22 protein-coding genes are annotated in these 25458 nt (G+C 41.7%); 6 read left to right on the forward strand and 16 right to left on the reverse strand.

Annotated features, from left to right (window positions below; translation table 11 throughout):
* Positions 1-14 precede the first annotated feature (14 nt).
* The 11 genes from AB4111_RS26150 to AB4111_RS26200 all read right to left on the reverse strand — a co-directional run bounded on the left by AB4111_RS26150 (position 15) and on the right by AB4111_RS26200 (position 12128).
* Positions 15-980: an LLM class flavin-dependent oxidoreductase gene (locus AB4111_RS26150; RefSeq protein ID WP_340910096.1), complete on the reverse strand. Its 966-nt coding sequence runs from the start codon at positions 978-980 to the stop codon at positions 15-17.
* Positions 981-1674: 694 nt separating this feature from the next.
* Positions 1675-2652, reverse strand: a complete 978-nt coding sequence (locus AB4111_RS26155; RefSeq protein WP_442033820.1) for a hypothetical protein — start codon at positions 2650-2652, stop codon at positions 1675-1677.
* A 355-nt stretch (positions 2653-3007) separates the two neighbouring features.
* Positions 3008-3898 carry a phytanoyl-CoA dioxygenase family protein gene (locus AB4111_RS26160; RefSeq protein WP_442033822.1) on the reverse strand — a complete coding sequence of 297 codons (891 nt, stop codon included), beginning with the start codon at positions 3896-3898 and terminating at the stop codon, positions 3008-3010.
* Entirely contained in the window at positions 3880-4842 is a 963-nt protein-coding gene (locus tag AB4111_RS26165; protein ID WP_340910104.1) for an aldo/keto reductase, read from the reverse strand. The genes AB4111_RS26160 and AB4111_RS26165 overlap by 19 nt, the downstream gene beginning before the upstream one ends.
* 56 nt (positions 4843-4898) lie before the next feature.
* Positions 4899-5954, reverse strand: a complete 1056-nt coding sequence (locus tag AB4111_RS26170; protein ID WP_340910106.1) for a hypothetical protein — start codon at positions 5952-5954, stop codon at positions 4899-4901.
* A 32-nt stretch (positions 5955-5986) separates the two neighbouring features.
* Positions 5987-6235 (reverse strand): phosphopantetheine-binding protein, encoded by a 249-nt coding sequence (locus AB4111_RS26175; RefSeq protein ID WP_442033824.1) that lies wholly within the window; start codon positions 6233-6235, stop codon positions 5987-5989.
* 252 nt (positions 6236-6487) lie between these two features.
* Positions 6488-7831, reverse strand: a complete 1344-nt coding sequence (locus tag AB4111_RS26180) for a hypothetical protein (protein ID WP_442033826.1) — start codon at positions 7829-7831, stop codon at positions 6488-6490.
* Between the two features lie 256 nt (positions 7832-8087).
* The gene (locus tag AB4111_RS26185) at positions 8088-8342 is read right to left on the reverse strand and encodes a hypothetical protein (RefSeq protein WP_442033828.1); all 255 of its coding nucleotides are present in this window, start codon (positions 8340-8342) and stop codon (positions 8088-8090) included.
* Between the two features lie 182 nt (positions 8343-8524).
* Positions 8525-8698: a hypothetical protein gene (locus tag AB4111_RS26190; protein WP_340910116.1), complete on the reverse strand. Its 174-nt coding sequence runs from the start codon at positions 8696-8698 to the stop codon at positions 8525-8527.
* A gap of 521 nt (positions 8699-9219) precedes the next feature.
* Positions 9220-10986, reverse strand: a complete 1767-nt coding sequence (gene dhaK / locus AB4111_RS26195) for a dihydroxyacetone kinase subunit DhaK (protein WP_442033830.1) — start codon at positions 10984-10986, stop codon at positions 9220-9222.
* Positions 10986-12128: a glycerol dehydrogenase gene (locus AB4111_RS26200; RefSeq protein WP_427435942.1), complete on the reverse strand. Its 1143-nt coding sequence runs from the start codon at positions 12126-12128 to the stop codon at positions 10986-10988. Before AB4111_RS26200 ends, dhaK begins: the two co-directional genes overlap by 1 nt.
* A 305-nt stretch (positions 12129-12433) precedes the next feature.
* On the opposite strand from AB4111_RS26200, the gene AB4111_RS26205 reads away from it, so the two are divergent.
* Positions 12434-13468, forward strand: a complete 1035-nt coding sequence (locus tag AB4111_RS26205) for a PocR ligand-binding domain-containing protein (RefSeq protein WP_442033833.1) — start codon at positions 12434-12436, stop codon at positions 13466-13468.
* 105 nt (positions 13469-13573) lie between these two features.
* Positions 13574-14563 (forward strand): aldo/keto reductase family protein, encoded by a 990-nt coding sequence (locus AB4111_RS26210; RefSeq protein WP_442033835.1) that lies wholly within the window; start codon positions 13574-13576, stop codon positions 14561-14563.
* Between the two features lie 235 nt (positions 14564-14798).
* Here the strand turns inward: AB4111_RS26210 and AB4111_RS26215 are convergent, their stop codons facing one another.
* From AB4111_RS26215 to AB4111_RS26230, 4 genes are read right to left on the reverse strand one after another with little or no spacing between them, the layout of a single operon-like run.
* The gene (locus AB4111_RS26215; protein ID WP_442033837.1) at positions 14799-15686 is read right to left on the reverse strand and encodes a LysR family transcriptional regulator; all 888 of its coding nucleotides are present in this window, start codon (positions 15684-15686) and stop codon (positions 14799-14801) included.
* A gap of 30 nt (positions 15687-15716) precedes the next feature.
* A complete protein-coding gene (locus AB4111_RS26220) occupies positions 15717-16178 on the reverse strand; it encodes an SMI1/KNR4 family protein (protein ID WP_442033954.1) in 462 nt (153 codons plus the stop codon).
* 41 nt (positions 16179-16219) lie between these two features.
* Positions 16220-17326 (reverse strand): threonine aldolase family protein, encoded by a 1107-nt coding sequence (locus AB4111_RS26225; RefSeq protein ID WP_442033839.1) that lies wholly within the window; start codon positions 17324-17326, stop codon positions 16220-16222.
* Positions 17327-17373: 47 nt separating this feature from the next.
* A complete protein-coding gene (locus tag AB4111_RS26230) occupies positions 17374-18234 on the reverse strand; it encodes a LysR family transcriptional regulator (protein WP_442033841.1) in 861 nt (286 codons plus the stop codon).
* 184 nt (positions 18235-18418) lie between these two features.
* On the opposite strand from AB4111_RS26230, the gene AB4111_RS26235 reads away from it, so the two are divergent.
* The 4 genes from AB4111_RS26235 to AB4111_RS26250 all read left to right on the forward strand — a co-directional run bounded on the left by AB4111_RS26235 (position 18419) and on the right by AB4111_RS26250 (position 21001).
* Positions 18419-19408: a quinone oxidoreductase family protein gene (locus AB4111_RS26235; protein WP_442033843.1), complete on the forward strand. Its 990-nt coding sequence runs from the start codon at positions 18419-18421 to the stop codon at positions 19406-19408.
* 397 nt (positions 19409-19805) lie between these two features.
* Positions 19806-20045 (forward strand): bacteriocin immunity protein, encoded by a 240-nt coding sequence (locus tag AB4111_RS26240; protein ID WP_442033845.1) that lies wholly within the window; start codon positions 19806-19808, stop codon positions 20043-20045.
* 6 nt (positions 20046-20051) lie between these two features.
* Complete coding sequence (locus AB4111_RS26245) at positions 20052-20576, forward strand: HEAT repeat domain-containing protein (protein WP_442033847.1); 525 nt, start codon at positions 20052-20054, stop codon at positions 20574-20576.
* Positions 20573-21001 (forward strand): hypothetical protein, encoded by a 429-nt coding sequence (locus AB4111_RS26250; protein WP_442033849.1) that lies wholly within the window; start codon positions 20573-20575, stop codon positions 20999-21001. The genes AB4111_RS26245 and AB4111_RS26250 overlap by 4 nt, the downstream gene beginning before the upstream one ends.
* Before the next feature lie 100 nt (positions 21002-21101).
* Here the strand turns inward: AB4111_RS26250 and AB4111_RS26255 are convergent, their stop codons facing one another.
* A complete protein-coding gene (locus AB4111_RS26255) occupies positions 21102-25445 on the reverse strand; it encodes an Ig-like domain-containing protein (RefSeq protein WP_442033851.1) in 4344 nt (1447 codons plus the stop codon).
* Positions 25446-25458 lie beyond the last annotated feature (13 nt).

The raw sequence follows: 25458 nt of genomic DNA on the forward strand, positions 1-25458 counted from the left end.
CAATATGCTCTCCTTTACAGTTTTTTTAATTTTTCAAAGACCTCATTTCGATGAATAAATTCCTCTTCAGTAAATGGGGTATTTAGAATTATTTTATTCACGCCTAATTTTTTATACTCATTCAAGTAACATGCTACTTCATCATAGTCTCCTACCAAATAAGGATAAATATTCTTTCCACTCTTAAACACACCAAGCCAGTATACTTTGTCATAAACTTCATGTTCTAATGCTAAATCTGCTAAAAAACTTACCGAATTCATTTTAGAATTCTTTTTCATTAAAAGTTCTACTTCGTTCTTCCTGTTAGTTGGATAGAGTGAGCGAGCAATTTCCCAAGCTTCTTGACTGGTAGAACGAGCAATAATACCAAAGCATACCCCCATAGAACTTATAACTAAATTTTTATATTCATTTTTAAAGAGATCAATAGGCTTTGGAATCGTTAGATATGCATCAGCAGCAGCTTCTGTAGTCGTCTTAAATCCATCCAGTGAGGTTCCTGAAATAAAAAATTCAGCTGTAATTCGTTCAGTTTTAAATGAATGATTTTGAAAATTAGAAAAGTCATAGGACGGTTGGTTATTATACAAATTTTCTTTTATACTATTAATATAATCTTTGAGCCAGGCATATCTATTCGTTTGTTTAACAACTTCAATATTCTCTTCTAATCTTTTGGCAGTTCCATGAATTACATTTATTGCAACTTTCCTCTTATAGAGAACCTCTACACTTTGGATTAAATTAGCTAATGTACTGGCTGGAAGTGTTTCAGGCTGAACAGCAATAAGTAACTCAATGTCTTTCGAGGAATTTATTATGAAATTTATTATTATCCAAGGGTTTAGGCTTGTCGTAGAGTAAGTAACCAGAACGCCTCTGTAACCATACTTTTCTGCCAATGTAGTTAGTCTAGAGATATAATCTTCAAAATTATCTGTGCTTTGGCTATGCGGAGTTTGGGCATAAATTTCCACTTAAATTACCCTCCATAGTTTAAAAATTCTTGTTTTCACTTTTATTTGAGCAAGAAGCGCCACAAGCTTTCTTGATGTTTTTTATCTAATTCAAATTTTTTCACAGTAAGGGTTAAGTAGCTTATTTACTGATGCAGCATTTTTCAGAGTGGTTTAATAGAAATTATTTAGATCAACTAATAACCATTTTTGTAGGCTAGATTGAAACTATGATCTTTGAAATCCAGCCCCCACTCCTCCAAACTGTCTGAACGAGAAGTTTAGTCTCATGGAATTAAAATTATTAATACTTATGTCTGTATTAAGCGAAAAAGTAAGCAAGACCATTTAACTTCGTATGATGAAGTAATAATTTTTGATGTTTATTTGACTTCTGAATACGATTTACTTGTTGGTCTTATTACTTCTGCAACTCTGTAAATGGAGCTGGCCTCTGATTTAAAGGAAAATCCTCCTTATTTCCAGTAAATACATGATGAATCTCTCGAAACTTCAACTCCATATCATTCAATGTTCTCAAAAAATAGTTATTAAAATCAGATTCCGACAACCTTTTAGTCCGTTCATAAACTGTACGATTAACGCTTGTTTTAAAATGCTAATGGTGTTGTTAGATGAACAGCAGTGAAACTTGGCATATTAGTATTTGTAGAAATCTTCATTCTATCTTTTAATGACAAAAAGACTAGGTTCTTTATCGTTCGGCCCTTCCAACTATAGCTTCAAGAATCTCTTTTTCAGTTTCGGTACTGCTAAATAACTTGGAATCAATCCAGTCTAGTATTTTTGTATCCTTTACCAAATTATATTTCAATGCATTATTTCTTATTAGTAACATTTCTTTTTCAATTTTTTTATATTCCTCTACATATGAATGTTCCCTGATAAGATTTTTCTGGTATAAGAATTCTAATCGCAAAGACATAAGTTTTTTATGTTCCCAAAGTAGATGGAATGCTCTAACATCAAGTTTTACTTTAGACTCTTTTCGATCAATCACGTTAAGACGAACCTGATTCAAAGCCTCCTGTCCGTAAACCACATCCACGTTGTATTCTAAATTGTTGGTTTTTCTAGAATCGATAAAATCTTGGAAGGAATTGAAAATCTGCTTAACATCTATTGAAGTGTCCTCAGCTCGCTTTTTCATAATATGAATCCCCGTAAAAAAGTCATTATCAGAATAGACGTTTTCAAATGCAGCAACAAAATCTGTAACATTTATCTCTACAGTTATATACTTTCCATTCGCAAGGTTGTCTGCAAGATAAAATACATTTTTTTCAAGATCAAAGCCAAACACTAAAACCTCATGATAGTTGTGTTCTTTATGGAAAGAAGTTGAACTAGGTAAATAAAATCTGTCGACATAGCAATATATATAATATTCTTCTTCTATTGTTTGTATAAAGAAGTCTTTTTTCTCGTCCCATTTTTCATTAACCAAATTTATAGGGATTCGGTATTTAGCCAACCATGGACAATTATCCAAAAGTTGGTGATGCTTATCAAAGAACAGCGTATTCCAATCATGCACATACTGAATCTGTATAAAATTGTTATAAACCCAATCCAGCATGTTTTGCTCATCCGCAATAATTGAGAATATACTTCCATATATGTTATATGTATTTATTAATGGGTCACCCATTGGTAATATTTTTCTCTTCATGTAACGACCTCCTTTTGAGTAACTCTAATACTATATTATGTAAGCGTATTAAATGTCAATATATGCTTTTTTTATTTTAAATATTTGTAAAATCAAGTGTGGAAGTTCCTTTGTGAATTAAGCAAATTAATACTCAAAAAAAACAGCTCGCATCTATTTACTTCGCGCACAAATTTCGCTACGCATACGATCTCTTGAATCGCATCGCTTTTCTAGATGTGCGGAGTTGACGCTTACATTGTTTCCTGGTTTTCCGGGTAAGTTGAAAGAAAAAAAACCGAACAGCCGGCCTTTATTACCTGTTCGGTTTAGTTATTCTTTCAACTTTTATATCTTAAACACTAATTCCTTCGCTTTATTGACCGCTCTTTTTCCGAGAGTTATACAACTCAATTTCCTTTTTTATTCTCATTTGATTAATTGCATCCTTGACACTTAGTTTATGATTATTATCCCATTCAATCAGATTCTCCATAAGGACTCTCACATTTGGATTCATACGATCTAAGTATCCATCTAATCTCATCTCTCCAAACGAAGTATGTCCTCCATAGTTCTGATCTTTCGCTTGAATACTGTAATGGAGAGTCATACGTTCTGTTCCAGCGCTACAACTTCCCCTGTGCAGAGTATGAGCGTTCATAAACAAAATATCTCCTGGCTCACATGTAAGCCTTACCTGATTATCAAAATACTTCGTTCCATCGTTGTCTACTTCTTGTTGCTCTTCGACAGTTAATTGTCTTTTGTGAGAGCCTGCAATTGCAATAAAACAACTATCTTTCACTAGAGGAATGTTAAACTGTACATGGTTCGACTCCCCAGTCGGGTTATAATACGAGTTGTCCCCATAATCTCGATGCCACCTAAGTTCATAATCGCTCTTCTTTGGCGCCCATAACGCATGAGCTCCCCAAAACCTTAATTCATCACCCAATATTGACGTGAGGATTTGCATGACTGTATTGACGTTATAGATTTCACCGAATGACTCCTCATATAAGTTAAAATCAAAAATGTTGTTTACTCCCCAAGTATCCTTGTCAGTCTGTGAATTCAGAGTGTATCTCGTTTTATAACTTATAGGATCATCGTCCACTTTGCTCATGAGTCTAATAAATGAATTCTTTAGTTGAGAAATAGTCTGTTCATCAAGAATATTTTTAACAAGTACAAATCCCTCTTGAACAAAACTGTTTCTCCATCCTTGAATTTCATTGGCGCTAATTAATTGATTGCTCTCCATGTTGGATCTGCAACCTCCTCCCACCTGTTTCTAATATAATGATAAATCTCTTCTGGTAATGCCCCCTCTAGTAGATATGCCTCATTTTCCTTCCATCTTGATGGATTAGTGGTTCCGATAATAGCAATATCAACAGCCGGAATTGATAGCGTGAAACGAAGCGCTATATTGGATAATTCCACTTCATGCTTCATAAGATGACTAAAGTCATAGTTTAGTTTGTTTAATCTATCGTAATATGTGACTACTGCCTTCGGAGGAATATTTAGTTTCTTACCTAACTTAGATGACATATCTAACATCTGCAGATATTTTTTATGTTCATTTTCACCTTTAATCCATGCAACATTGGCTATTGGTCTCTTGGCAATTAATCCAATATTCCGTTCTTCAACTGCAGGCAATAAGAAAGAAACCGATTCCTGATCGGCAATATTAATCGTAGTTTGCAATGTATCAAATACTCCGCTCTGTATTGCATAAAGTGCATCTTCCCCATCACCACTGTAACCAATGTATCTGCACGCACCAGACTCTTTGATCTTTATCAATGAATCTATAATATTCGTCTGCTCCATTACATCTCTAGGACAGCCATGTAGATGCAATATATCAATATAATCCGTTCTTAAATTGTTAAGACTTCTGTATACACTTTGGTTAATTAATTCTGAACTCCAATCAGGATAATCCAAACCGCTCTTATGCCCACATTTCGTAAATAGATAGTATTCTTCCCTCCTGTGTGAGATCGCCTCCCCTATTAAAGCCTCGCTTGATAAATAACATTCTGCTGTATCGATAACGTTCAAACCATCATCCAGAGCACTATTAAGTAAGTCTCTCACTTCATCTACACTTTTATTCTCAAAACCAATTTCGGCACCGCCAAATCCAACTCTTTTTACTTTAAGATCGGTTTTACCTAGTTGCCTATAACTCATACCGCACCTCATTTCTTTATATCTTGTCCTGTTGTTCGGCAATACTCCCGTTTACATTATAGATAATAATGACTCAGAAGTTTCTCGTTAATCTCCACGCTTTCCAACTGTGAAATCAAGTGACTTAATGCATCCTCTTCTACACTTTTAATCATTGTCATTTTTTCTATTATAGAAGTTATAATAGTGGGGTTTTCATTTATGTTGTACATCATAGCCATGTTTCTTAAAATTAATGAATCCGATTTAATTTCAGAATAAATTTTTATAAGCTCGTCATCATCTTCTAAATAATGATGTTTTTTCAGATAATCTAATCTAGATAGCATCACACTCTTATGCTCCCACATTGTATGAAAGATTCGGAAATCGATCTTTTCCTTTAATACACTAATTTGATTATTTAGATATTTAATAATATGATCATAAATTGATAATCCAAATATCCAATTGGAAGGAGTGCTCATCGAACGATAATGATAGGATGAATTAAGACTAAATCTAAGTTCTTTTAAAGATCTAATAACTAAGTTTAGATCAAAGTGGTAGTTATGCTCCTCGTTATAAGACAATAAACATAAATATTCTCTATTTTTAGTTTTATCACAATTGTTGAAAGCTAATAGAAATTCTTCAAAGTCTACCTCGTATTCTCCAAATATGACATTTGAATTATATCCTGACACATGAAATTTCATTGTCTCTTTGTTATACCCAAAAATCAGCATCTCATGAGGCAAAGCATTATTTTTATACGCCTTTTTGTGTGCTATATAACTTTCATCTACATACAAATGAACATATTGATTTTGATCAATAGAATCACAAATAAAGCCTATAATCCCACCTATATATTTTTCCACAAAGCGTTGATTAATTTTCTGATAATTAATGAGAGGACAACTCATAAAGAAATCGTACCAAGGCAAGTTAGATGTATAAAACGAAAAGAATTTACCTTCTGGAAAGTTCCCAGCACAAATCAATTGAATATAATTGCTGTAAAACCAAGCTTCAGATTGACTGTGCTGCATTACAATTGAGAGTGGATAGGCGTTACATAGGTAGCCATGTACAGAAGGTCTTATCATTGGCAATTTTACATCATTCATAGCTTCTACCTCCAAATTACATCCGCAAATTATCAACTTGATCTTACTCTTGTTAATAATGAAACTATAGTATTGATGGTTCCAAAATTATCAAGCAACAGATCATTATTATCAAAAACAATATCAAATTCATTCTCTAAGATAACGATGAGTTCTATCGTCTTTAAGGAATCGAGTCCCCATTTTGATAGACTCTCTTCCGCCATAATTTTTTCTTGAGTATTTAATAGATTCCCTAATACTACTTCCAATTTACCTAAAACAGTTTCATTATTACCCATCAAAATCGCTCCTCTTCAAGAAATTATTTAATTTATCTTTCTCAACAAAAATTTCGGAAACCTGTTCAATTCTATAGTTCATTGATTACGTTTTCAAAAATAGATCAGGAATCTTTGATAAAAATTTCATAAGAAATATGTTATTTTGAGTAACCTGAAAAATCCTACAACTGCTTTCAATTCATTTAATTAATATTTGTATACCCTTGCAATTAGGTGGGGTACTTCATGTTACAATTCATCGCATAAAAATCATTTATTTCTATGATGGTTAATGATTTTTAGAATTAATTCTTGGGATATTTCGGAACTTGCCTTTACTTTATTATTATAATAGGGATTCAATAGTCTGTTTGCTTGTGCAGACTTCATACTCTTATAAGCATAATTAGAATTCAGCTGCTTTATTAAATACGTTTGAAAATCTTTTTGAAAGTTATGCCTCTTAGCCAATTCTATCCTGCTATAAACCCCATCTCCGCGTTTTAATACAATGGCGCTCTTACCAGAGTAACCAAACATACCTGCTCCACCTGTATCTCCAAATAATCTAATGGATATATTTATATCAAGAATGTCACTTTTTGAGCGATCAGAAGATATTAATTTACTAATAGAGAAAGTATACGCTAATCCATTTAATATGTTATGAGAAATGAGCATATCGAGGTGGTGCTTCCTCATAAACAACTTATCTGAAGCTGGTCTTAGTTTCATAATCGCTTCTTCGAGACCCTGAAAACTCTTTGCCGATAACCAACTTATTCTAGATAAGTTTTCTAAAACGGTCTTTTTGTTCAATACACCATGACGCTTTAATAGTTTCGCTGGCGAAGTTTCACCTGTTATTGCCAGATAGAGTTCGTTATACGAATGGTCAATAAGTGCATTCAAGTTAACTATGTACTTCCTCAAACTTGCTTTGTCTGTTGTAGCACCTATAGTAGAAAGTTTTACATTTAACCCCAATGGCAGTCCTTTTTCAATGGTTTGTTCAGGATCAGGTTCCGTAACTTGAATACAAAGATCAGTTGTCTTCAGTAAGTTACTATGTATATCAAATAAAATACTCGCTCCTAGAAAACTAAAAGGATCTACAATTCTCCTTCTTTCATATTTATCTTTTAACTCTCCATAAACGGTAGAATTCTTTTGTATCTGATCTTCAACTTGGTTATTTACAATGTAAAAATGGGTATGAAATCGTTTAACAGGTTGCAATCCATCGCGATCTAGTGTCCAGGGGTCATGATTAAATACAATTCTTGCTGTTGTATCGTTTAGATCATATTTTTCAATGACCTCTTCTTCATGAATAAAGTCAATGAATGATGATAATAAATCAAAATATAGAAGATTTTCCTCTCCTGAAAGTTGATTTATTGTCCTCTTCTCTTTCTTACTGTTTTCAATAACCATGACTTCCAGTAAACTATGAGCAAGTTTTTTATCCATAATTGCCAACTCTCCACCATTCTTTGTCATAAAAACTAGTGGATTAACAATATGAGCCTCAGGCACAGTAGGGACGGTTATACCAACTGCGACTCTCATTTCTCGTAGATTTTCAGGCGAAAGAAAAATATCGTTTGACACTTAAATACTCCTTCCAAAGAATGATGCAAATAAATACAAAGTATAATATATCCCAAATAAATACTTTTTTCAAATACAAACTTAAACTTATCATTTGATTTCCTAAATAAAGTTTCTATTACTTAATTAGTAATAATGACATTATGATAAATAATCATATTATTTTGTTGTCTTTCAAATATGGTACTAAGTTAGCTTGATTGATTTTTCTCTCGTTTTTGAAGGGACATTAGTGAGCAGCACAAATCAAATCTGATCAGGCATGTAGCAAAATAGATGAGAATCGGATATTCTTCAAGGAATAATTTGCAACGTTCTCCCACTTACGATTCGTCTTCCGAACAGGGAGAGCAATCTTCACCTTTAAGAGCGAAGCGGCTGTTCCAGTGGCCGATAACGACTTCCGTCCGGCTTGCAGCAGAAACATCATATCTACTTTCATAAATTTCAGGCTGGCCAACATACTCTCAAAAGTATTTAGGTTATTCGCTTCCAATCTATTTTTCTTCAAAATGTCTCCCACTCGCGTATACGTCTCGTTGGAGGTGTGATCTTTTCAGTGTAGTACCATTCCTGGTATGTCCCATATCTAGAACATTTTCTGTTGCGCCGCGTCCGCCCGTTTGAACGGTTTCCGTTTCCCCACCTTTGGAAACCAGCAATACCATGCGCGTCGCAGCATCCCAATCAATTTCATAACAACCTACAGCATCTCCAACAATACGGATCGGCGCGAAAGTTGCTTTTCAAAGTAATCGTCTTTCCGTTAACCATGGCCGTAATCGTATCATCTGTTGCTGCCGTGAGCTTCACATCCATTGCGCCCAGCATGGATCGCAGCAGCACAAGTATTGTTCCTTTATCCAAAAGCATATGTTTCCATTTTATTCACATTATGTATTCTCTTTTAAGTATAATAGTAGTTTGAAACTTGTATAATAATAGAAGGTCCCATCTAAATTTAATACAATAAAGATTAAGATTGGGTGACACTCTGTTCCAGCGCAGCACATCCCTCTTCATTTACTTAATTCCAGCACGCCACAATCTGATACACCACTAATAGAGCCTGTACCCATCAGGGCATCCTTTAACGCAGATCACTTTTGTAACAAACAAGTATCACTGTTGCAATATGTTATTTGTTTTATAGCTGGTACCATGTTAACAAAATACATAAAGCACATTATACAACAGAAAATGCAGTATCACTGTGGATACTGCATTCTGTTGAAAGAACATTACGTAATTATTTATTACTCATTGAATAATTGGAGTTTGCGTGTTTGCTGACAACATAAAATAAAACTACCGACAAAATACTAAAAAGTTACCGACATTATAATATAAAATAAACATCAGTAATTCATCTAGAACGATAAGCTTCCTTACTTCATGGACTCGGATAACTCTGTGAAAATAACACCCAGCGCATACGCGCCAGCATCAGGGTAGCCCAAACTACGATCGCCCACGGTACCCGCGCGTCCCATACGTGCTACGATGTCTTCGGTTTTCTTCGCACCTTCAACGGCTGCTGCCGCACCTTTGGCAAATGCGGTTTTGAAGTCATCACCAGACTCCGCACTTTGTGTCCAGGAATCGGCACACGGAACGAGTGCATCGATCAAGGTCTTGTCACCTACAACAGCTCCACGTCCGAAGGAACGCTCTCCAGTAGACTGAATTCCTTGCACGGCTGCATGGATCATTTCGGCGAACTCAGCAACGTTTAATTGCTGTTTATCCCCTACAGCTTTGCCCGCCGCACGGAATGCCGAACCCCAGATTGGGCCGGATGCGCCGCCACAATATTCCATGATGACCAAGGAGCATGCATCCAGGAACGATCCGATGTCTTTTTTATCTTCGTTAATGATGTGATTCCATTCGCGTTTCAACTGGCGGAAGCCTTTGGCCACACTCATACCGAAATCGCCATCACCGGCATGTGAATCCAGTTCACAGAACGGTACCTCGTTCTTGATGATGATCTCACCCATCTTATCGATCAGATAGACGACATTGTCCAGTGAAAATTGATTGCCTTCGATTACCGCAGCTGATTCATCCGTCTCCACTTCGTAAGATACGGGAGCGTCTTCACCCACAACAGCTTCCAGCGCTTCGGAATACGCCACTTGTGCTACTGGAGGGCCAGATACTTTAAATGCAGGTGTATCACTTTCCTTGAACAACAGCGTTTTTAGTTCATCATCCAGTTCCAGGATCGTCACCGATGCACCCGCCATATCGATACTTGTCATATAGTTGCCTACAAACGTAGTAGCGACCTTCAGACCTGCATGTCCTGCAAGCTCACGCTGAACGGAATTGTTAAGCAGGTACAGTTCTTGCAGTGGCGTTGCGCCAAAACCATTCACAAGCACTGCAATCTCAGCAGAAGCCGTATCCAGCTTCATATCGGCAAGCAATGCTTCAACCATACGTCCTGCCAGTTCATCAGCCGATACGATTTTTTCCCGACGGATACCTGGCTCACCATGGATACCTACGCCGAATTCCATCTCATCTTCAGCAATTTCGAATGTAGGCGTGCCTTTGGCTGGCACGGTACAGGATGTGAATCCAAAACCAATACTGCGAACGTTCTGAGCTGCTTTCTCGGCAACGGATTTCACATCGGCCAGACTACGGCCTTCTTCGGCTGCTGCTCCGGCAATCTTGTGAACCAGTACAGTTCCGGCAACGCCCCGACGTCCAACGGTATACAGGCTGTCTTGTACAGCAATGTCATCCTCAACACGAACATACTGTACGTCGATGCCATCTTCTTCAGCCAGATGCGCTGCGTTCTTGAAGTTCATCATGTCACCGCTGTAGTTCTTGATGATCAAGAGTGTACCCTTGTTGCTGGCGGTTGCCTTAATCGCTTGATACACCTGGATTTGGGAAGGTGATGCGAATACATCTCCACATACCGCTGCATCCAACATCCCTTTACCTACATAACCAGCGTGAGCCGGTTCATGTCCGCTGCCTCCGCCACTGATCAGGCTGACTTTATCGGCCCGAATCTCTCTGCGTTTGATGACTTTATATTTTTTCAAAAATTCAAGCTCCGGGTGCGCAAGCGCAATCCCGTTACACATTTCCATAACAACATGTTCGGCTTGGTTAATGATTTTCTTCATTATTTTGCCTCCCGGCGAGCTGCTTTGTACTCCCGTCCCATACGGTCAGCCGCTGCAATGGCAGCAGCCACTTCAGGAACGGTGATTGGGAAAGGCATCGCGTGAATCGATTCTTCCGGAATACAAGCGATCTCTGCCACTTTCAACAACTCTTCCTGACTAATCTTGTCTACACCGATGTCCGCCAAGCTAATAGGCAGTCCTACTTCAAGACAGAAGTCCATAACTTCATGCAGCTCTTCGGTTGGTGCATTTTCAAGGACCAGTTGTGCAATCGTACCGAAGGATACTTTTTCACCGTGGAAGAAGTGATGTGTGCCTTCCAGAACCGTCAAGCCGTTGTGGATCGCATGTGCTGCGGCCAGACCTCCACTTTCGAATCCCAGACCTGACAACAAAATGTTCGTCTCAACAATGTTTTCCAGCGCTTGTGTCACAACGTTACTGTCACTCGCTACTTTTGCTTTTGCACCGTCAGTCAGCAGCATTTCATAACACAGTTTTGCCAGTGCAAGTGCCGCATTGGTACCAACAGCAGATGGAGTATATCCTTCGCGGGAACCCATTGGCAGACTTGCGTTTACACGAGAGTAGGATTTCGCTGTTGCTCTTGCTTCGAAGTATGTAGAGAGCGCATCTCCCATACCGGATACGAGGAAACGTGTTGGTGCATTGGCAATTACCGTTGTATCAACGAGAACTACACTTGGGCTTTGTTTGAAGTAAGCATAGTCATCGAAAGAACCATCCGGTGTGTACAATACAGCAGAGTGACTTGTCGGTGCGTCTGTTGCCGCAATGGTTGGGCAGATGATTAGTGCTTCACCTTCAGCTACACATTTGGCAGCATCGATCGCTTTACCGCCACCAAGACCGATGGTAGAGTCACATCCTTTTTCCTTTGCGATCGCTTGCAGACGAGCAACTTCCTCACGGGAACATTCCCCTTTAAAACCGCTTTCAACAAACGTAATGTTAAATTTCTCCGCTGTTGCATCAAGCTTTGCTTTGACACGCTGTACATCATCCGGATGTGCGATCAACAAGGCAGATTCTCCAAAGGATTTAACAAAGTACCCCAGGTTCAACAACTCGTCTTCGCCTTGTACATATTTGGTTGGGCTGATAAATGCTTTTCTCATAATAATATATGCCTCCTAATGATATGAATTGGTGAAGTGATTACATCAAATTTTAATTTCTTACAATTGACCTTAATATAACGCATGAGCAGCAGGTTTACAGTGGACTTTGATAACAAATTATTATAATTTACAATCGTAATTTTTTGCTTTTTAGTGCAATCATGGTATGTTATTGTCATGAGATGGTTGAATTTTGACCTCCCATTATACATTACCCGTCATCATTACATCTTAATATGTACAACTTGCTAACTTTTAACGGCCTAAATTATGAATCAGGTTAGCCTATGGAGGTTGCACCAATGATCAAAGAATATCTGCATATCAATAAAATTCTGGACCTTAATAAATGGAAGCGTCTACAAGATTCTCTCGCAACAGTAACCAAACTGGCGATCCTCACCGTTGATTATAAAGGCATTCCTGTAACGAGTCACAGCAGCTGTCAGGCCTTCTGCCAGAATGTACGCAAAGACCCCGAGCTGCTCCCCTACTGCCAAAAATGTGATTCGCGCGGTGGTCTGGAAGCAGTTCGATTGAATGAGCCTTATGTGTATTTATGCCATTTCAATATTATAGATATCGCGATTCCAATCACAATCGATGGCAAATATATCGGCGCCGTCATGGCAGGACAAGTGAAACTTGCCGACCCGGAAAAAGGCCGCGACCTGGAGCAAATTGTCACGTCCAAAAACGTCCCCATGCATGCAGCCAAGTTGGAGGAATTAAAGGATGATTACGCCCAGCTGCCTGTGATGACCTATGAAGAGATTGTAAAAATCTCCAACATGTTATCCCTGCTCTGCAACTACATTGTGGAAGAAGCACTCAACAAAAATCTGTTAGTTGAAATGTTCGAGAAAGCTTCAGGCAATCAGGAGTCGTTAAACCTCTCCACCATTCTGCCTGGGTACTCCATTCGCAATATCGAGTCGATCAAAAAAGAGATGACCAATGCGATTGCAGATGCTTATCTCAAGAACAGCCCAAGTGATGCCGAAAGCTCCAGTCCGGTGCTTCAGCCTGCTTTTGAATACATTCATAGTCACAAAAGCGAACAAGTTTCGCTCAAACAAATGGCTGATCTATGCCACCTGAGTCCGAGTTATTTCAGCAGGCTATTTGCCAAGGAAACCGGCGAGAACTTCACAACCTACCTGGCAAAACTCAAGATTAAGTGGGCTAAGCAATTGTTGGAGGTCACCGACATGCCTGTCTCACAGATCAGTGATGAGCTGGGATTCAATGAATCGGGATATTTTATTAAAATATTCAAAAAGTTCGAGGAAATTACGCCTGCTCTCTATCGCAAATACCTCCAGGAGAAAATGTAGGTTCACTGATACTTTTTTCGTATCAAAGATGAGGTTAAAAGATATTTCACCTATTAATCTGCCATTGCTACAATGGAGTCCAGATCACATAGGGAGGCGGCATACATGGAATATCGTAAATTAGGAAACAGTGGATTAACCGTCAGTGAGATTTCACTCGGCAACTGGATTACGCATGGAGCGCAAGTCGAGGATGGAATAGCAGAAGCTTGTGTACGGGCCGCTTTGGATACAGGCATTACCACATTTGATACGGCAGACGTGTACTCGAATACGAAGGCAGAAACTGTCTTGGGACAGGCTCTTAAGGATATACGAAGAGAAAGTATTGAACTATGCACCAAAGTCTGTCATCCAACCGGCACAGGTCATAATGACCGCGGACTTTCACGTAAACACATCATAGAAGCATGCAATGGTTCATTACGGCGGCTACAGACTGATTATATTGATGTCTATTATGCTCACCGTTATGATTACAATACTCCGCTGGAAGAGTCGTTTCTGGCATTCTCCGATCTGGTGCGTCAGGGCAAGGTTCATTACATCGGGGTGAGTGAATGGAACGCGGATCAGATTGCAAGAGGAGCCGCTTTGGCGCGGGAACTTCATGTACCCTTCATTGCAAGTCAGCCCCAATATTCAATGTTATGGCGTGTGATTGAGCAAGAAGTGGTACCTGCAAGCGACCAAGAAGGACTTGGACAGATTACATGGTCTCCTCTGGCTCAGGGTATACTATCAGGCAAATATGCGCCTAACGAAGCGTTGCCCGCCGGATCACGTGCAGCTGGGGAGGCAGGCGCACCCTTTTTCAATAAACTGGCTGGTCAGTGGTTACGCGAAGATGTTCTTACCGCTGTACAACAGCTTGTTCCGCTCGCTAAAGAGATTGGTCTAACTCTTCCACAACTCGCTGTGGCGTGGGTTCTTCAGCACTCGTATGTCAGTTCCGTCATTATTGGTGCATCCCGACCGGAGCAGGTATTGGAAAATGTAAAAGCTTCTGGTGTGAAACTGGACTCTGCGATCATGACTCGTATTGATGAAATACTGAATCCGTGGATTGAGCGTGATCCAGCCAAGACGGGATAGTTTCTTTTTTACTACTCACAACATACTAAGTTGAACTAATCATTTACACGAAAACGGAGAGGACAGAAAAAACCTGAAAAAGCGGAGCTAAAAGCTTTCTGCAAGAAAGCTACTTCGGAAGCATACACTTCGCCTTTAGCACCAGATTTCCCCTTGAGAAAAGGGATCGAAAAAATCTGGGGATAACAGCGATTGGAAGGTTGTTCTGTCATCGCAGTGTAAGTGTAAATAACCTTTAGTGCAACTCATATTCCCCCTCAACAATGTCCATAAAACGGGATACCACTTCCTGATTCATATCCGTTCGCCATGCCGTATACAACGGTACGGAGGGCGGATTTTCTTGTAATGGAAGAAAGACCACACCCTTTCGCTGGAACACATTCACCGAGGAGGGAACAATGGAAATACCCATGCCCGCTGCAACGAGATTCACAATCGTATACATTTGGATCGCTTCCTGCGTAATTCGAGGGTCTACGCCATGTGCCCTACAATACTCCAGGACCATTCGATGAAATGGGGAGCCCAGATGCCGTGGGAATAAAATAAAATCTTCATCCGCCAGTTCTCGAATCGAAACCTGAGTTTGGGCTGACATCGGGTGATGATCTGGCAACACGGCGAGCAACGTTTCCTCCTGACAGGGGCGGAACGAAACATGTCGGGTATCTTCCTGATACCGCAGAAATCCAATATGGATCTGTCCGTCTTCCAATGCCTGTAATTGTTGGGACGAAGTCATCTCACGTAATGTCAATTCAATCTGCGGATACGCAGTGCGAAATTTTCTAAGCACCTCCACCATGATCCCGCCCGAAGCGGAATCCACGAAGGCTACGGATATATGCCCAATGATACCTTGATCTGCCTTTTGTGTAAGCTGAATAGATCGATCAAGTTGGGCCATGATGAGTCTGGCCTGTTCCAGAAAGACGGCACCCGCTGGCGTCAAACGAACCATTTTTCTCGTGCGCTCCAATAACTTTACGCCAAGCTCTTCCTCCAGATTTTGAATCTGCTGGCTCAGGGGTGGCTGCGTCATGTTTAATTTTTCCGCTGCACGGTGAAAATGAAGCTCCTCCGCCACGGTTACAAAATATCTTAACTTGCGAATATCCATAGGTCTGTTGCGCTTCCTTCCGTCTCCCTGTTAATTCATCTGTTCCTGTACCCAGATCGCAGACTCCGTCAGCATCGTCATTAAATCATTAAAGTCTACCGCAATCTCTCGAATTGGCGTATCTCCTGCATCGTGGATCAACATCAGTATCTTGCCCGAGGTCTGATCCAGCATAGCCATACTACCTTCGCCAAATCCACCAATCGGGAACGGATTGAGATCATCCGACAGCTTGTACTCTTTCTTAACTTCACGGTAGATTTCCAGAAACTCGGGATATGCCCAATCCAGTTCTTTTGCTGAATACAAGGCAGGATCGCCGAAATTACATGCCCCGAATTCAAGCAAAAGTGCACGGTACGCTGCGGGCAGTTGCACGTTATACTTTTGCTCAAAATTCTCAATGCCCTGTTGCGTTTCGGGCGTGCACCCTTCTCCCATAGTCGTATTGTAAGCTTTCACCAAAAGATCACGAATCGGTTCTAATTCCATCGACTTCACTTGAACTCCCCCTTTACATTAGAATCCGCTTGTTATCTCACCTGTGTACGCAACTCTTGATCCAGCCATTCCAGTGCTGCACGCAGCTTATCCTGGGGAATATTCTCATAACGATCACCCGTGGACAATTCAAAGGCACAGCTGTTCCCACTAGTCTTGTTCAGATATGAAGTCATTCCTATGCCAAACCGCTGAGCCATTTGCACAAGGATTGGTTCAACTTCGGCAGCAGCGAGCGCAAAATGTACATGGAACATATTGGATACCGGGACCTCGGGCAAGGTATGTATCCCGTGACAATCATTCAATAGAGATGCCAGTTCTTTAGCCTGCTCATAATAAAGCTCCATTTTGCCAATTCGTTCATTGAAATAATACTGGGAACTCAGAATATACGGATACAGGCCGATCAGATCACCGCCGTGCCGCCGTTTCCATACTTTCGACTCTTGCATCACATCCGTGTCCCCGGCCAATATGGCCCCCGCAATGCCCCCGATCCCTTTGTAAAAGGACACATACACCGTATCAAACAGACTGCAAATCTCCGCTGGCGTTTTCTCGTAATAGGGAGTAATCTCAAACAGGCGTGCCCCGTCCAGATGCAGCTTAATCCCGCGCTCACGGCAATAGGCCGAGATCGCTTCCAGTTCTTCATATGCTGGCAACTGCCCCCCAATCTCGCGTTGTGGCAGTTCCAACAGCAGGCAGGCAATGTCCTGATCAAGCGCTTGTACATCTTCTAAACGAATCAACCGATCCTTGTCCGCCAGCAAAATCGATTCAATCTGGTGTAACTCTTTCAATCCGTCTTCCTCATGGATTTCCAGATGACACAGAGGGTGGTAAGCTACTCGCTTTACTCCTATTCGGTCACACCAGATCCGTAATGCAATCTGCTGCGCCATCGTTCCGCTTGGGAAAAATACCGCCGATTCCTTGCCGAGAATGTCAGCCATCTGTTGCTGAAATTCTTCAATGATGGAGCCGTTGCCGTAGTGGTCACTATACAGCTCCCCATCAACCTGATCCAGTACGTTCTGAAGCACCTTCACTTGGCGACTGCCGTGACCGCCTACAATAAAATCTACCTGATTAAATGCATCAGCCAATGTTAACGTAGTATCCTCCAAAGCCATTCACTCCTTTATAATGCGTGTTCAAAAGCTATCTTTTTCAACAACCTCTAAAGTTCTGGTTCTGTAATGATCTGTACCAAAGCGCTTAGCGCACTAGATATATATTCACCACGGGAATACACAAATCCTACTTCCAATCGGCAATAGGGATCTGGCAAAGACATCACCGCGATCTCACCTCTTAATTCTGCTTTGGTAACTGAAGACCGCGGCAGCAATGATACACCGAGCCCGGCAGATACCCCATTCAGAATCGTGTCCAGTGTTCCATATTCCATAATGCTCAGTGAGTGGATACCCTGATCTTTCAAAAAGGATTCCGCCTGAGTGCGATGTGTGCATCCGATCTCAAAAAATAACATCGGCCTGGACAATAACTCGTGTATCTCATGTACTCCAGGTTCGGCGATCAATACCAATTCCTCGTCATACATCTTCATATAGTTCAGATCAGGATGATCGATTGGGCCATATATTAACGCCCCATTCAATTCATGTTGAATCACCTTCTGATTCAGCTCATGGGTCCCACCCGTGACAAGCGAGTGTTGTACCTCCGGGTAACATGAACTGTATTCAGCCAGGAGCGGCGTGAGGAAAGTGGAAGCTGCTGTCTCAATGGCACCCAGACGAAGCATGCCGGAAGGCGGATTCCCCACTTGTGTGGCCTGCTCTGCTTCATATAATAATTGCAAAATTCGATCCGCATACACCAGTAGGTTCTCGCCCGCTGGTGTAAGAGACATCCCCCGATTGGAACGATGAAACAGCGGTACTTGTAGCTGTGTCTCCAACTGTTTGATTCGTGTGGTCACATTGGATTGTACATAATTGAGTGCGAGTGCAGCTTTACTGATACTACCTTCGCGGGCAACCGCCTGAAAAATTTTCAAATCACCTGCATCCATACCCTGATCACCTGCTCGTCGTTATATCGGCATTCATTCTTCATCATCTAATTCATGCAAAGTGCTTATCTATTATTTTCAATGATACTGACAATCATTTTTGTTCATTTTACGTGAATCTGCCCTATCTGTACAATGAGGCTCAGTAGTGAAATCTGGCTAGATAGACAGGAGGAATATTGACATGAAAGCTATGATCCATTCGGGCCAGAGCGGCCTTGCTGGTCTTCAATATACAGAGTCAACATCTCGGGTACCCGAAGCCGGGGAAGTGCAGATCCAATTGAAATCCGCTGGAATCAACCATCGGGATCTATTTATCATGGCAGGACGCGGAACCCAGGACATCCCGCTCATTCCCGGTTCCGATGGAGCAGGTATTATCGTAGAGATTGGCGAAGGTGTAAGTGGACTCGAGATAGGGGATGAAGTCATTATCCATCCTACACTCGGTTGGGAAGTTGCGAATAACGTACCGATCGTGCCCGATATTGTTGGTGGTCCTACGGATGGAACGCTGGCTCAATATATAACGTTGCCTGCTGAAAATGCCCTGCCTAAGCCAGCCCACCTATCTTGGGAGGAAGCAGGCGTGTTATCCCTTTCAGCGCTGACGGCCTATCGCGCCTTGTTTACTCGCGGCGTATTAAAGCAAGGTGAACATGTCCTTATTCCCGGTATTGGCGGTGGTGTGGCAACTTATGCCCTGCTCATGGCAGTAGCGGCTGGTGCCAAGGTGACTGTCACCTCCAGAAGTGAAGCCAAAAGAAATGAGGCACTGGGCTTGGGTGCTACCCATGCGTTGGATAGTCATGCCGATTGGATTTTGCAGAACGATCTGGAACCTGTGGACATGATCTTGGATAGCATCGGACAAGCCATGTTTCCGAAATATTTTGATATAATCAGACCAGGTGCACGTATCGTGATGTATGGTGCAAGCTCGGGGGATGATCTGACCCTACCAATTCGCTCTATCTTCTTCCCGCAGATCAGTCTGATCGGCACCTCTATGGGCAGCCGTGAGGAGTTTGTGCAGATGTTGCGATGGGTGGAGCAGCATGACATACATCCTGTAATCGATAGCGTATATCCGTTGCAAGACGTAGCGAGAGCATTCGAACGCATGGAAAAAGGCGAGCAGTTTGGTAATCTGGCTATACGTATGGAGTGACATCTATTTTGAGATGGGCCTTCATAATTTGTTAAATACTGTTTTACGATAATGGGGTGAATCCATCTGACCCGTCTCGCTAAACGTATATTAATTTTTCTGGTCGCTATTATGCTTTTGGCCCAAATTCCTATGTTAAAAGAAACCTTAGCCCGAGGAGTTACTACGCTATATATGAAGATAAAGTATCCAGAACATTCCTTTCAATTCCAAAACTTCATCTACGAGTCTCATTTCGGGAACTATATCATTTCTTATACTGATCAAGATGAACAACTCATAAGTCTGATGCTTGAGCCCAAATTTTTACCGGTGATCATTATATATGATCCATTTAATGAGCCCATGAAAGACTAGTTGGTTCACGATATTAATCATTCAGGAGGTGTAAATACATATGGACAATCGATCGCATCTGGTAGAATTGGTTCGCAAACTAATGGACGCCGAAGGAACCGAAGCTGAGTTGGATGACATGTTAACGGAGCTACAGCAGCTGGTCCCCTATGCAGAGATCAGTAATCTGATTTTCTGGGATGATCGAGACCTTACGCCGGAACAGATTGTTGAGGAAGCGTTGGCAGCTCGTCCGATCATTCTTCCGCCCCCATCTTCATATTCTTCAGGAGGTGAATGATAGCCAATGTCTGATATGAATCATTTCAATCATAACAACAATGAACACCCTAATTTTAACGAAATCAGCGGTGAAGAGAAACTCCAGGCACTTCGTGATCTGATCGAACTAACCGATAGCCAACTTACTCAGCAAGTTCTCGCGATTGGCATGGATTTACATGAAGAAGATCTCATCCGTATTGAAGCATGGCGTGCTTTAGGCATGGCAGAGTCTTCCTCACTTTTGGATGAAATTCGTCATGCTGCCGCACAACTTGTTCGTGAATCGGAAGAAGATGAGGATGTACAGATTTATGCGTTACAGACTCTAGCCTTGTTACCTGCTACCGAAGCTGAGATTACGTTGGCTCAGGATGTATTGTCGGGGAATGCCTACATTTTACTTCAAGGTGCAGCTTTTGCTATTCTTACTGCTCACAAACATGTTCCAAGCGCAGTCCTTGCGCTAAAATCTCTTCAATCTCATCCGCATTTCGGCGCTTCCGCCAAGCGAGAACTGCATTCCATATCAGGAAGTGATGATTTATGAATCAGGGCCATGAACCATTTTCACCGGGAACACCAGGAACACCAGGAGCATCAGAAGAAGCAGAAGAAACAGAAGAAACAGAAGCATCAGGAGAGCATGCTACGCAGGCTGTTTACCTCACCCAAGGTGAAATCAACGCCCTACAGAAAGCTATTCTGTTCCTCAAGTTTGAATCTGAAGAGACGGCCTCCTTGCTCTATGCAGGCAGTCCGCTACTGAACAGTGTGTTGGAAAAGGTACGGGATGTCAGCTCATTTGGTGAGTACGCCAAAGAACTTCACTCTCGTCCAAACGAATATGCGGAGCGTTTTATGCGCGCCAAGGTGGAGCGTTCCTATGCAGAAGAATTGGCACCGCGTGAACGAACAGAGGAGCAGAAGAACGAAATTCTTAGATCCTGCATGTATCCGTATCCGGTTAAATGAAAAAAATCCTCCATACTCTCTTTCAGAGCATGGAGGATTTTCATTTCGTTATTAGGACGTACCCTCTGTTAAACTGAACATCATTGTAGCAAATACAAGTCTACGGTGTATGTTTGTCCACGTACTGTAGAGTTCCTTTAGGAAACTCATTCCATTCACCGGTTAATGAGAACTGTTGTGAACCTGTATATATCCCCCGTTTTCGAATAAACGTCCCGCCAGCAGGCATGAATTGATCATGTGAAGTTGGGTCACCTAGGACATCTACGATTCGTCCATCTTTTCTCAGAACGAACGCAACGACATTATACTCATTCGGATTATACAATTCTAATTCATCATTGTAGTACCAAGCTGACGTTATATCGAAAAAGTCGTAAAAAGTATAATTGATGTTTATATAAGGTAACCCTGAAGTAACATCAGATATGTTTTTTGTTGTCACTTTCATTGTGGATGTCTTTTTCATCCATTGATGAACTTCCAACTGATATCCGGTTGCTTTATGCGACGGATCACCGTCACCTGTGTAATAAAGTTGAACTACACTGCGTCCGTCCCCTGCGTCTGCATACTGAGAGAAGAACAACTCTGAGGTGCCCTGATTTTTCGAGTTTACCTGAACGACCACGGCCCTACCGTCATCCCCTATGATCCAGAATAATAACGGAGATACACTCAAAGGGATCTGGGAAGAATTAATCGTATCCGGTCCTGTAAACGTCGAATCCGGCGTACCGCTATATACTTTAAAACTCGTCTGCCCAGGGAACCAATTGGAAGCTGTAAGGGTCAGAGGATCTATGACGCCGGACTTCGTATTGATCTGCATAACCCCACCGTTAACTAGAGAAGCAGTGCGAACGTTGAAGGTGTAATCTACCTGTCCACCTTTTCCATCCTTTGCTGTTATCGTTAAAGGGGCAACGACATTCCCTGTTCCCGGTTTTAGTATAATCTGGTTACCATTAATGCTTGCATTCACCGCTTCATTTGAGCTGTTGCTTATCGTGAATTGCATCGCATCTCCATCGGGGTCACTGAATAGTTGACTCAGATCATACGTGCGCTCATTCGTTACATTAGGTGTCAATACTTGTTCGTAAATGCTACTTACTACCTCGGGGGCCAAGTTAGGGCCAGTAGGTTCTCCTTGTATAGTCACGCCAAAGGACGCTTGTTCGCTACGACCTTTCTGATCATATACCGTAAACGTGACTGTCGTATTTCCTGCAGCAACTGGAGCAACAGTTATCTGTGAACTATTGGTAGAAACCGTCGCAATATTGGGATCTGCTGAGGAAGCATCCACTGTTAACGTGGCTGAATCAAAATTCAGCAGGTACGATGTCAGGTCAAGATTTTGAACAGACCAAGGCCATGTTACCGTTTGATCCGGAATTGAACTGATATTCCCAGATTCAAGAACTTCAATGTCAATATAGGCTGACGCTTCTTTTCCATACATATCTTTTGCTTTGATGTTAGCTTGAAATTTACCAACCCGTCTTGGATGAATAATCAGCTTGTTTTCTTGAATATCCACCGCTGCGATCAGGAGATTATTGAAATCAAGTGGTGTATTAAACTCTAATGCGTCTCCATCGGGATCATTAAAATAATCCGAGAGATTGATGACCGCATCTTCCTTACCTACAAACACCGTTTGAGCAGGAAGATGTTGAGTAAGCACTGGAGAAGCATTAGGCTTAGGATTAACCCTTATCTGAAATGCAGTTGAAATGAGACCACCTTTTCCATCCTCAACTGAATAATAAATGATGTATTCTCCAAATTCTATAGCGGTAAAGTTCAGTACACCCGCTTCCTCCTTAACAATTAAGTGAGGATTAGAGGAGTATGCACTGAATGTAAGTGGGTCACCATCCGGATCTGTATAATAATCATTCAAGTCAACCGAGGGGATAGGATCTGTGAGGAAACCCAGGTATGCTTCAACCCATCCTGGTGAATTTCCTACCGGATTATGATTTGGAACGAGTAGAATATCGATTTCAAAGAAATCTGTAGTGATTCCTCCGTTACCGTCATTCACTGTGTATGATATCGTATACGTCCCATTTTGAAGTGATGTTAACTTCAGTTCACCCTCATTTTCCTCTACTGTTACCCCGTCTGGATTGGATGAAGTCGCTGTATACGTCAAAGGATCACCGTCTGGATCAGTATATCCCTCGTTCAACTTTACTACAGGGATGTCTTCCCCCAGGTATACCTCTATTTTCGATGGGGCTTCCCCCACGGGCGCACGATTGAGTGGTGGCAGAACAACAACTTTCATGTCAAGCTCAGTAACTCCCGTACTGCCATCATCTGCTATTTGCCCATCATCTACCTTAATTTTAAGAATAACTTCCCCTGCCTTTTTAGGCGTTAACCTCAGTACAGATTCAGCATAGTTCGATTTCACGATTTCAGTGTGCACGATTTCCGGGGCACTGTTTGTTACACTGTATAGCAACTCCGATTCATACTTCACATCATCCATAACATAGACCATGAGATCTACATCCTTGCTACCTGACTCAGCTATCAATTCCTGATCAGGAATTGGTGATGCAAGAGGAGGTCTATTCACGCAGACTTCGAATGTGGATCTCAGCCTTTTACCACGACCGTCATTGGAAGTTACTGTTATGGTAGCCGTGCCATCCTCCAAGGGAACAACATCCAATTGCGATCCATTCAGGATAACCTTTGCAACGGCAGGTTTGGATGAACTGATCGTATAAGTTACCAAGTCACCATCCGGATCCGTCACATAGTTGTTTAGGTTTAACGTTGCTCCTTGTCCATTCCGCGTAAACTTGCGACTTTCGAATGATTTGAGTAGTTCAGGAGCACGATTGGCAACAACAGGAGATGTTCCGCCTCCACTCCCCCCACTTGCTCCCCCTAACGAAGGAGATACCGGATTTGGAGATGACGTTCCTGTATTTCCACTTACAACTGAAGACGAGACTCCAGCAGCCAAAGAAATCTCCGAAACTTTCACATTGCCCGCCACATTAACCTGCGCGGAAGGGTTATTCACTTGAAGCTGTTGAATGGAGCCTGATGCATTAATGTTGACAGCGCCTGTCCCATCCACATTGAGTTGCTGTAAAGTGATGTTACCGTTGAGTTGCAGGGACTTGGATGTATTCACTTGAACCGTATCAACGGCTCCTTGTAGCTCCACTTTGCTTGTACCTTCGAGAATATTTAATAACGGGAGATTAGCTGTTTTCCCGATATCAAACATACTGTCTGATCTAATGTTGACTTCTTGAGTACGGGTATCCCCTGTTAGTGCCACATGTACATCGCTTTTATCTACATCCACATTATTGAGAGTGGAATTGTCAAATACAACCGTATTACTGTCACCGCCATAAACGAAAACAGACTGTTTCACACTGATATTTTTGGCATAAAAATCATGTTTGACCTCGGGGGCAATCGTCAGCTTGCCCTCGACTGTAAGTCCTTCCACTGAAACAAAGTCTGCCTTCGTCGTTAGATCCCCATGAATTACGGCGGCTCCACCCTCCAATAGCAGATTTCCGCTAAATTCAGCTTTTCCTGGGGCCGCATCCTGACCCCCCGTTCTAATTTCCAACCCGTTGATCTCGGTGAGTGTATGATTTTGACTCTTAAACCGTATTCCAGCCTGAACCAGTACAGCCTTATTGCGATTATTCAAAAGGCCTCCCACTTGTTCAGAAATCTGATAGACAACACCGTTGATCTGAATCTGCTTTCCTTCGATTGACTGAATGACAGACAAGCGGTTTTCCGGGAATAGGGCCGACAACAACATGCCTATGGCTTCACCCCGAACAAGCCCTTGTTTAACTTTATTCGGTCCCTGATATTCGCTTAGAATTTCAGCCTTCTCAGCAGTTCGAATATATGGAGCAGCCCATGTACTCGCTTCTTTCCAATCTGAGGGGAGAGAATCTCCCTGAACTTCTTGTTTAGCCAAAGCCGTGGCTCTTACCAGAACTGTCACCAGTTCCTGTCCAGTAATCTGGGCCTGTGGGCGGAAACGCCCTGTTGCATCTCCTTGTAAAATCCCCGCCTTCTTGACCGCCTGAATCGAAGGTGCTGACCAACTAGTAGATTTCACATCCGTAAAAGATGCTGAGACTGACTTGTCCAGTGTGAGACCCAGAGCTTGAGCAAGAACAACTGCCAGTTCCTGACGGGTGATTGGGTCAGCTGCACGAACATCCCCATCCGGATCACCTTTGATGAACCCCATGGTTACGGCCCTATTCATAACATCGTTTAATTTGCTATTGTTATTATCATCTGAGGATATGTCAGACACAGACATAATCTGTGCCTCCGACTTATCATGTTGTGCAGATACAGGTACAGTGTTGGAAAGAAGCAACGCAATCAAAGCGAGCTGCACAGTCCTTCTTATTTTGGGCATAGATGTTCTCCTT

This window comes from Paenibacillus sp. 2KB_22 (assembly GCF_052115745.1).
Classification (GTDB): domain Bacteria; phylum Bacillota; class Bacilli; order Paenibacillales; family Paenibacillaceae; genus Paenibacillus.